At 70.2% G+C, this 9316-nt stretch carries 6 protein-coding genes; 3 read left to right on the top strand and 3 right to left on the bottom strand.

Annotation, left to right across the window (positions count from 1 at the left end; all coding sequences use genetic code 11):
* The 3 genes from IZR01_RS26550 to IZR01_RS26540 form a co-directional block, all read left to right on the top strand.
* The coding region (locus tag IZR01_RS26550; RefSeq protein ID WP_194925426.1) for an ATP-binding protein at window positions 1-967 on the top strand (967 nt) is incomplete at its 5' end.
* Window positions 967-2811, top strand: a complete 1845-nt coding sequence (locus IZR01_RS26545; RefSeq protein WP_194896809.1) for a tetratricopeptide repeat protein — start codon at window positions 967-969, stop codon at window positions 2809-2811. The genes IZR01_RS26550 and IZR01_RS26545, both read left to right, overlap by 1 nt.
* A 48-nt stretch (window positions 2812-2859) precedes the next feature.
* The gene (locus IZR01_RS26540) at window positions 2860-3246 is read left to right on the top strand and encodes a VOC family protein (protein ID WP_194925425.1); all 387 of its coding nucleotides are present in this window, start codon (window positions 2860-2862) and stop codon (window positions 3244-3246) included.
* A gap of 32 nt (window positions 3247-3278) precedes the next feature.
* On the opposite strand, the gene IZR01_RS26535 is transcribed toward IZR01_RS26540, so the two are convergent.
* The 3 genes from IZR01_RS26535 to IZR01_RS26525 form a co-directional block, all read right to left on the bottom strand.
* The gene (locus tag IZR01_RS26535; RefSeq protein WP_323747105.1) at window positions 3279-4922 is read right to left on the bottom strand and encodes an alpha/beta hydrolase; all 1644 of its coding nucleotides are present in this window, start codon (window positions 4920-4922) and stop codon (window positions 3279-3281) included.
* Window positions 4923-5053: 131 nt separating this feature from the next.
* On the bottom strand, window positions 5054-5965 hold the full coding sequence (locus tag IZR01_RS26530; RefSeq protein ID WP_194896811.1) for a glycosyltransferase family 2 protein: 912 nt from the start codon (window positions 5963-5965) through the stop codon (window positions 5054-5056).
* Between the two features lie 95 nt (window positions 5966-6060).
* Window positions 6061-9045 carry a YfhO family protein gene (locus IZR01_RS26525; RefSeq protein ID WP_194925423.1) on the bottom strand — a complete coding sequence of 995 codons (2985 nt, stop codon included), beginning with the start codon at window positions 9043-9045 and terminating at the stop codon, window positions 6061-6063.
* Window positions 9046-9316: the final 271 nt, after the last annotated feature.

Genomic DNA, 9316 nt, shown 5'->3' with positions numbered 1-9316 from the left:
GGCCAAGCCCCCGGCGCCCACGCCCAAGCCGAAGCCGATGGCCGCGAACACCGAGGACGAGGACCCCGAAGGCGTCCCGGCCCACGAGGTCGAACGTCCGGCCCTGACCCTCGCCGACGTCGGCGGCCTCTCCCAGGTGAAGGACCGGTTGCAGGTCGCGTTCCTGGCCCCGATGCGCAACCCCGAACTGCGCAAGATCTACGGCAAGTCGCTGCGCGGCGGCCTGCTCCTGTACGGCCCGCCCGGATGCGGCAAGACCTTCATCGCCCGCGCGGTGGCCGGGGAGATCGGCGCGTCGTTCATCTCGGTGGGCATCTCCGAGGTGATGGACTTGTGGTTCGGCGCCTCGGAGAAGAACCTGTCCGAGCTGTTCGAGCTGGCCCGGCGCCAGGCCCCGTGTGTGCTGTTCTTCGACGAGATGGACGCGCTGGGCCAGCGGCGCAGCCAGAACCGCAACTCGATGATGCGCACCCTGGTCAACCAGTTCCTCACCGAACTGGACTCGGTGGGCGCGGACAACGAAGGCGTGTTCGTGCTCGGCGCGACGAACGCCCCGTGGGACGTCGACCCGGCGCTGCGCCGCCCCGGCCGGTTCGACCGCACGGTCCTGGTCCTGCCGCCGGACGCCCCGGCCCGCGAGGAGATCCTGCGCTACCACCTGCGCGACCGCCCGATCGCCGGCATCGACCTGGAGTCGTTGGTGGAACGCACCGACGGCTTCTCCGGCGCGGACCTGGCCTACCTCTGTGAGTCGGCGACCGAGAACGCGCTGATGGACGCGGTGCGCAGCGGCGAGGTGCGGATGATGGGCATGCCCGACTTCGAGAACGCGCTGAAGGACGTGCGCCCCTCGACCGGTCCGTGGTTCGACGCCGCGCGCTCGGTCGCGTTGTTCGCCAACGAGGGCGGCGCGTATGACGACCTCGCGGCGTACTTCAAGAACCACAAGGGCTCGAAGGGTCTGTGATGGCGGACGAGGACGCGCTGCGGGCCACCGTCGAGCGGGCCGCCGCCCTGATCCGGCTGGAGCGCTACGCCGAGGCCGAGCCGATGCTGCGCCGGGCGCTGGCCTCCGAACCCGGGCACTACGGCGCTCTGGCGAACCTGGCCTGGCTGCTCGACCTCGCCGACCGCCTCGACGAGGCGCTGGAGACCGCGCGGCAGCTGATCACGCACTGGCCGAACGAGACCGAGGGCTTCTACCGGGCCGCGCTGGTCCTGAAGCAGGGCAAGGAACTCGACGAGGCGCTGGCCCTGTTGGAGCGGGCCCTGCGGATCGCGCCGGACGAGGGCCGGATCCTGCGGTTGTGCGCGCAGATCCTCGGCAAGTACCCCGAACGCCGTGTCGAGGCGCTGGCCATGGCCGACCGCGCCATCGAGGTGGACCCGCAGGTCGGCGACAGCTTCCAGGCCCGCGCGCTGGTCCTGGTGGACGAATACCGCTGGCGGGAAGCCGAAGCCGCCATGGAGGAAGCGCTCCAGTTGGAGCCGATGAACACCACGTTCCTGATCCAGGCCGGGATCGTGAAGCTCCGCCTCGGGGCGATCGACCGGGCCCGGGAGGCGTTCACCTCGGCCCTGCGGCTCAAGCCCAAGCCCTACCGGGTGCGCGAGGTGCTGGACACCCTGGAGACCAACGGCCTGCCCGCGCCGCTGCTGGACGTCTACACCCTCGGCTGCCAGGCCCTGGACATCCCCGACCTCGGCACCCCGGGCACCGCCGGGACCGACCCGGACCTGCTGCGCAAGCAGGCGCGCATCGCGGGGTCGATGTGGCGCGCGGCCGTCTACAACCACGCCTGGTCCAAGGATTCCCGCGATCGCTGCCGGGAGTTGGCCTCGGCGCTGATGGCCGCGGACCCGACGCTGCCCCCGGCCCGGCTGCTGGCCGCCGAGATCGCCAGCGACGACGACCGCTACGAAGACCTCGTCGCCCTCGCCGAGCCGCTGATCGCCGAGGGCGAGGCGACCCGCAACCTGTTCCGCTGGGCCGTCTACGGGCTGGAACACCTGGACCGGCTCGACGAGGCGCTGGAGATCGCCGCCGAGGGCTGCCGCCGCTTCCCCGACTCCAGCGAATCGGTGTCGTTGAAGGGGCGGATCCTGGCCGAGACGGGCCGCCGCGAGGAGGCGGTGGCCGCCGCCGAGCGGGCGGTCGAGCTGGCGGGCGACGACCCGGGCGCGCTGACGTCCGCGGCGAACATCTACAAGCGGCTGAAGATGAACGACGAGGCGAAGGAGGCCTACAAGGCCATCCTGCGCGTCGCACCGAAGCAGACCACGACGCTGTTCCAACTCGGCTCGCTCTACATGCTCGCCTACCAGGACCACCGGGCGGCCGAGCGCCTGATCCAGCGCATCGAACTGCCCGACGTCGGCGGCGACCGCACCGCCGTCCTGGGCCAGATCCGCTTCCAGCTCGGCAAGTGGGACCAGGCGATGGCCGACTTCGAGAAGGCCCTGGCCACCCCCATGCGCGATCCGGTGACGGTGCCGGGCATCATCATCGGCCTCCAGCTCTTCGGCCCGCCCAAGCGCTTCCAGCCGATGCTCGACAGGTGCGTCGAGATCCGCGCCGACGGCCCGGGCGAGCCGGTGACCGTCGACAAGCTGCGGCTGGCGGCGTTCACGATGATCAAGTACGGCGCGCTGGCCGAGGCCCAGGAGGTGCTGGCGCAGATCCTGGAGCTGGATCCGGAGAACTACGAGGCCACGATCATGGCGAAGGTGGTCGCGGATCCGGAGGAGCCGGAGCACGCGGAGGCGATCGCGGTGGTGTTCACGCCGGACCCGCATGATGACGAGCTCTGAGCCCCCGCACGCGGAATAGCCGCGATCACCAGCCCGTTGGCGACGATCATGCGAGTCTTCCGTACCTACGCACGCGTCTACGCAGCAGACCTGGACCCGGTCTTGGCCGCCATGCAGACCGTGACCGGCGAACCCATCGCCACCCGCTTCTCGATGCCGAACGGTCTGGAGTTGGCCAGCGTCGGCCGGGTTCTGGTGGTGGCCGGGGACGAGGAGACGCTGGAGCCGTACACGGCCACGACCGCCACGCTGATCGTGGACGACCTCGACGAATGCCTGCGGCGCCTGGAGCAGACCGGCGCGCAGATCGTGCGCGGCGTCCAGGCGGTTCCCACCGGCCGGAACCTGACCGCCAGGCTCCCCGGCGGCGCGCAGATCGAGTACGTCGAGTGGGACGGCGCGCAGTGGGAGCGGGCCGGTGGCCGGCCGGCCTGAACCGTTTGGATGCCGGCCAGCCGGCCAGCCGGTCAGGCGAACGGCGCGGCGTCCTGCCGGCAGACCGTCCCCTGCGCGGGCAGGACGCCGGTCTGGAGGTAGCTGGTCTCGTAGTCCGTGGCGCAGGTGCTCGGGTTGAGGAGTTCGGTGTGCCCGAAGCCGTCGATCGTGAGCAGGCGGGTGCGGCCCAGTTCGCGGGTCATCGCGACCGAGTTCCAGTAGGGCGTGTTGGGGTCGCCGGTGTTGCCGACGATAAGGACCGGGTTGGCAGTGGGGCGGTTCCACGGGCCCGGATAGGTGTCCTCGCTCTTGGGCCAGGTGGCGCAGATCTCGGTCGTCCAGGTCCAGGACAGGCCGACCAGGCCGGCCCTGGCCTGCGACATCCGGGCGGCGGCGGCGTAGGCGCGCGGGTCGCGGGGGTGGTCGCTGTCGGAGCAGATCGTTGCGAAGGTCTGCTCGCCGCCGACGTAGGGCGGCGCCGGGTCGGTGCCGGCGCCGGCCTTGGTGGCGGCGAGGGCTGGGGCTGCGAGAGCGGGTGCGGCGACGGCCGGGGCTGCGATCGCGGGTGCGGCAACGGCTGGGGCTGCGACGGCCTGGCCGGTGTGCGCGGCCTGCCAGAGTTGCTGGAGGTAGGCCGCGCCGTCAGGCCACTGACTCACCTGGGCCAGCGGGATGCTGTACGTGGCGCAGACGTCGTCGCAGGTCTGCGCGTTGGGCGGGCTGCCGACGGGGACCGGATGCGCGTGCAGCAGGCTGATCAGCGTGTCGTACTTGGCCTTGGTGGCGGCCGGGGTACCGGCGGAGAACGCACACTTGGCGGTCGAGGTCGCACCGCACGCGTTGAGCAGGCCGTCGAGCGTCCTCGCGCTGGCCACGTCCGCGCGCATGGCCACGAACGGCGGCACCGTCCCGCCGTCGCTCCCGGTCCACGCCACCGGATCGACGTTGCCGTCCAGAATCATGCGGCCGACCTTGCCGGGGAAGAGGTTGGCGTAGACGGCGCCCAGGCCGGTGCCGTACGAGGCCGCCACGTAGTTCAGCATCGGCGCGCCGACCGCCTGCCGCAGCAGGTCCATGTCCCGGGCCACGTCGGCGGTGCTGGTGTGCTGAAGCAGGCTGCCGTTGGTCTTGGCGCACTGTGCGGAGAAAGCGGCCATGGTCTGATCCCACGTCGAGATCTGTGCCGGCGTCACCGGAACGTCGGCGGGCAGCCCTGCGAGGAAGCCGGCCTCCGCCGCCTCACTGGGGAAACAGCGCACTGAGGTGCTGTAGCCGAACCCGCGCGGGTCGAAGTTGACGATGTCGTACTGCGCCAGCCACGCCGCCGGGAGCACCGGCAGATAGCGAGGGAAGTTCAGCAACTGCTCGTAGGGACCGCCGGAGTTGAAGAACAGCGTCCCCCGGCGATGCGCGGCATCCGTAGCCTGGTGCCGCATCATCGCGATGCTGATCTTCTCGCCCCGCGGCTGCCGGTAGTCCAGCGGCACCTGCACCGTCGCGCACTGCATGCCGTCCTGGCAGGGCTGCCAAACAGCCGGTGCGACCTGGTAACCGCCGGGAACCGCGTCGGCAGTGGCAGCCGTGGCGACCGCCGGCATGAGGGCCATAAGCCCCGCCGCCACCACCGCTACGACTGCCGCCACCGCCGCCAGCTGCCGAATCCTGAATGCGACCACGTGTTTGTCCAATCCGAACGCCCGATAACAGCGTTCGAAGTAGACCAGCGGCTGCCGCGCCGTCGCTTCCGCCTTGAGGCGGAGTCGCCTGCGACCTCAGGCGGACAGGTCGGCTACGCGTCTGGGCCCATTCACTCCGGCCGGGACCGCACGATCAGGTCCGCGAGCAACGCCATCGAGGCGATGATCAGGCCACTGAGTATCAGCAGGGCCGTGTTCTGCGCGAACCGGAACGGATGCACCACGAGGTCGAACACCGCCTTCACGACACCGATCCCGATCAGCCACAACGCCGGTGGCATCAGCACCTTCAACGGGTTGAAGTACATGACCATCCGCAACACCTGGAGGATGTAGCGGTAGGCGTCGGTGACGAAGCGGAACTTCGACTTGCCGGCCCGCTTCGCGTAGTCGATCGGGATGTAGACCACGTTCTTCTGGTTGGACATGAACGCCAACGTGATCGTGGTGACGCAGGAGAACCCGGGCGGCAGCAGCCGCAGATACGGCAACGCGACCTCACGCCGCATAGCGCGCAGACCCGAGTTCAGGTCCGGAATCTTCTGGTTGGTCAGCTTCTCCGCGATCTTGCGGATGACCCACTTCGCCGGTATCCGCAGCAGCCGGTGCGAACCCATCTCGGCCTTCCGCGCGCCGACCACCTGATCGATGCCCGCGTCGAAATCGAGCATCTCCACCAACTCGGGGATCCGCTCGTTGGGATAGGACATGTCGGCGTCGGTCCACACCACGATGTCGCCCCGGGCCATCTTCGACCCGATCCGCCGCACCGTCCCGGCCCCGCCGTTGCGCTTGAAGGCCACCACCTTCACCGACGCGTACTCGATCTCGGCCTTGCGCAACACCTCCAGGGTGCCGTCCGTGGAGGCGTCATCGATCGCCAGCACCTCGTAGGGGTAGTCGGTGGCGTCCAGAGCGGCACAGATCCGCTGGATCTCCAGCAGGACGTGCGCCTCCTCGTTGTAACACGGCAGCACGACGCTCACGTGCGGGACGACACCGTCGGCAGAGTCCGCGTCCATCGCCGCGGCTATCGGGTCCGAGCTGTTCGAGCCGTTCGAGCCGTTCGAGCTGATCGAGCCATCAGAGCCGTCCAGACCAGCCGTCGGATCCGTGTCTACAAGTGCCATGGAACAGGCCCCTTCCCGATCCGTGAGCGCCGCCGCTCCCACCACCACTCGCCGGCCGGCACGGCCAGCAGCGCGACACCGACCGCGCCGGAGGCCCAGGTCGCCGCCGTCTGCTGCGGGAGGCCGTAGTGCAGCGTCACCGTGTGCGTCCCGGCCGGCACGTTCACCGCCACCAGCCCCTGGTCCGCCTTCACCAGCGTGGCCTGTCTGCCGTCGACCGTCGCCTGCCAGCCGACCTGGTCGGCGTCGGCGACCACCAGATACCCGGAACCCTGCGCGGTCACCGTGCTGCTGATCGAGTCCGTCCCGTCGCTGAGCACCCGCACCGCCGCCGGCTGTCCGGACGCCGCCGGTCCCGGGTCGGACAGCACGACCGTGTCGTCCGGCACCGTCCCGGAGGCCAGCATCGCCACCCGCTGGTCCTGCGAGGCGACCACAGTACTCTGCGACGCCCACCGGATCCGGGGCATGGCGTTCAGCCGCTCGTATATGACCGACGAGCCGACATAGGCCACGCGCAGCCCGTCGTCCGTGTCGTCGATCGAGTCGACGGCCGGTTTCCCGTTGTCCGCGTCGACGGTCAGCGGGGCGCTGGCGTGCAAGGTGATGGTCGCGGTCAGCGCGGTGCCGGCCGGCACCGAGTCGGCGGCGACCGCGACCTGGAGCGGGGTGCCGGCTCGGGCGCCGGTGAGCTGGCTGGAGGTGGCGACCACCTTGCCGCCGGCGTCGTGGATCACGACGTCGATCGTGGTGCCCTTGGTCAGCCCGGCGACGTCCCAGGGCACGTTGCCCTCCGGCGTGACCGAGACGCCGCGCAGCGGACCGGTGACCGGGACGGTGACCGGCTGCCCGGGCACCAGCTGCGTCGTGCCGCTGCGGGCAGCGGCGGAGACCGCGCCGAACACGCCGTCGGTGGGCCCGGCCACCCAGTACTTGGTGCCCAGCAGGTCCAGCACCGGGCTGGTGGCCTGCTTCGTGTCGTGCGGCTGGAAGTCGACGTAGGTCGGATACGGCACCGCGCCGTCGGGCACGCCCTGCAGCAACGCGGCGAAGTCGGCGTTCAGGAAGTTGTGGCCGTTCACCGAACGCAGATCGTAGGCGGTGCCGGTACCGAACACTATGGCGTCGTAGGACGAGGCGTACCGCTGCTCACCGAGGTTGTCGGCGAGGAACGTGTGGGTGTCGGTCACCGGATAGAACATGGCCTTGCTGGACTTCGGATAGTAGCCCTGCATGAACTGCGCGCCCTGCACCGCCATCAGCACGATGAGCGTCGTCGCGGCCGAGAACCGGACGATTCGCACCTGTTTGCGGCCGATGAAGGCCTGGCGCCCGGCCACCCGCAGCGCGACCACGCACGCGACGGCGATCGCGACGATGACCGCCGCGCTCCCGATCTGGCTCCCGTACTGGTGCAGGGCCTTGGTGACGTCCTGCCCGGAGGCGGCCGCGTCGACCCGCATCGTGTCGCGGCCCCGGTAGACCATGACCGCCGTCGACGCGGCCCCGCCGGCCACCACGACCACCGCCCACCAACGGCGCCGCGACCACGCCTTCTCCTCCTGCGCCCGGACCCTGACCAGCAGCTCGAACCCGACGGCCACCAGCACCGCGAGCAGGAAGCCCAGGATGCTGCGGGCCCGCCCGATGAAGTTCTGCTCGAACAGGGCCCGCGCGCCGGGCAGCCGCTGCAACAGCGCCAGCGGCGGCCCGCCGAGGTAGATGAGCTCGATCCACGCCAGGGCGGCGCCGATGACGAACACCCACGTCCCGACCGGCAGCAGCGCGCGGCCCCGGCGCGGCATCGCGATCGCCGCCACCACCAGGACCGCGGCGACCGCGCCGATGTAGGACACGGCCTCGACCATGTTGGTCGAGAGCACGAACTGGGTCGGGTCCTTGGCGTCGACGGTGCCGAACGCCCACGGCGCGACCATCGTCAGGACGCTGGCCACCGGCAGCGTGGCCGAGGCCGACTGGCTGCGGCCCTGGATCATCCAGGTCCCGAAGAAGCTGAGGAACGGGATCAGCTGGAACAGCGCCAGCCCGAGCCCGGCGACCAACGACCCGGCGAGATACAACACCGGTCGCACCAGGGGGCGGAACACCCGTCGTCGTAGCTCCTCGCGATGTTCGCTGGCCAATCGGACCACCGCGTAAGCAGTTCCGGTCAGCAGCGCGTATCCGGCCACTGACGGGAACCCGCCAAGGAACAAGGCGGCCACCGGCAGCGCCGCCAAGGCCGCGTCTCGGGCCCGGCGCTCCTGGATGAACCGCTCAATCGTCCAGAACAGCACGGGGATGAACGCGGCGACCCTGGTCTGTGGGAAGCCGAGCCAGGCGACCATGAACCCGCTGCCGGCGAACGTGATCCCGCCGAGCAGCGCCGCCGGCCGCGACAGCGACACCCGGCGCAGGAACAGGAACGCGCCGCCGACCGAACACACGATCTCCAGCAGCCGTTCGTAGGCCGGGGCCAGCCAGGACGGCAGGACGTAGAACGGGACGGTCAGCGGCGAGTAGAACGCGTAGTCCGGGATGGCTCCCAGCGCGCTTCCGCCGGCGCCGTAGGGGTTCCACTGGGCCACCTTGCCGTCGTCCAGCTGCTGCTTGAACAAGATCTCGCTGGGCAGCTCGGAGGTGTAGGTGTCGTCGAGATAGGTGTTCGACGGCACGGTTCCGGCGAACCCGGCGCTCACCCAGGGGCCGTTGCTGACCATCTCGTCGGTCGGGGTCAGCGTCGAGGTGCCGAACAGCGGCCCGCCGATGCCCCACAACGCGAACAGCATGACGCCCAGCACCGCCATCACGGTCAGCGGGCGCGGCCGCCGCTTCCAGGCCCGGGCCGCCAACGACGACCGCCGCGCCCGCGCACCGGCCGCCGGCTCTACGCGCACGGTACCCGGGTCGGCCACGGCCGCCGCCGGGGCGAATGTCGGCTCGCCGCCGCTGGACTCACGAATTCCCGTCATGCCGATCCGATGCAGAAGAGGTGCGTCGCTGATGCGGCGACGGTGATACTGGGGACCGTAGCCAGGGAATCTGAGGAGTACCTAAAACCTTTACCGGAATAAAGCTGAGGTTCCCAGTTTTCTGCGGGTGGCAATGGAGCTTTCTATTGCGGGACGCGAGAAGTGCGACGGTCATCTGGCACCGGCCACCCAGGCCGGGGCCCCGCCGCGGCGTTGTCGCGAAACGTGAGCGGACGCCTTTGACAATGCACGTTCGGTATTGCCGCATCTG

This window comes from Catenulispora pinisilvae (assembly GCF_015356865.1).
GTDB lineage: Bacteria > Actinomycetota > Actinomycetes > Streptomycetales > Catenulisporaceae > Catenulispora > Catenulispora pinisilvae.
This window is presented reverse-complemented; position numbering and strand designations above follow the sequence as displayed.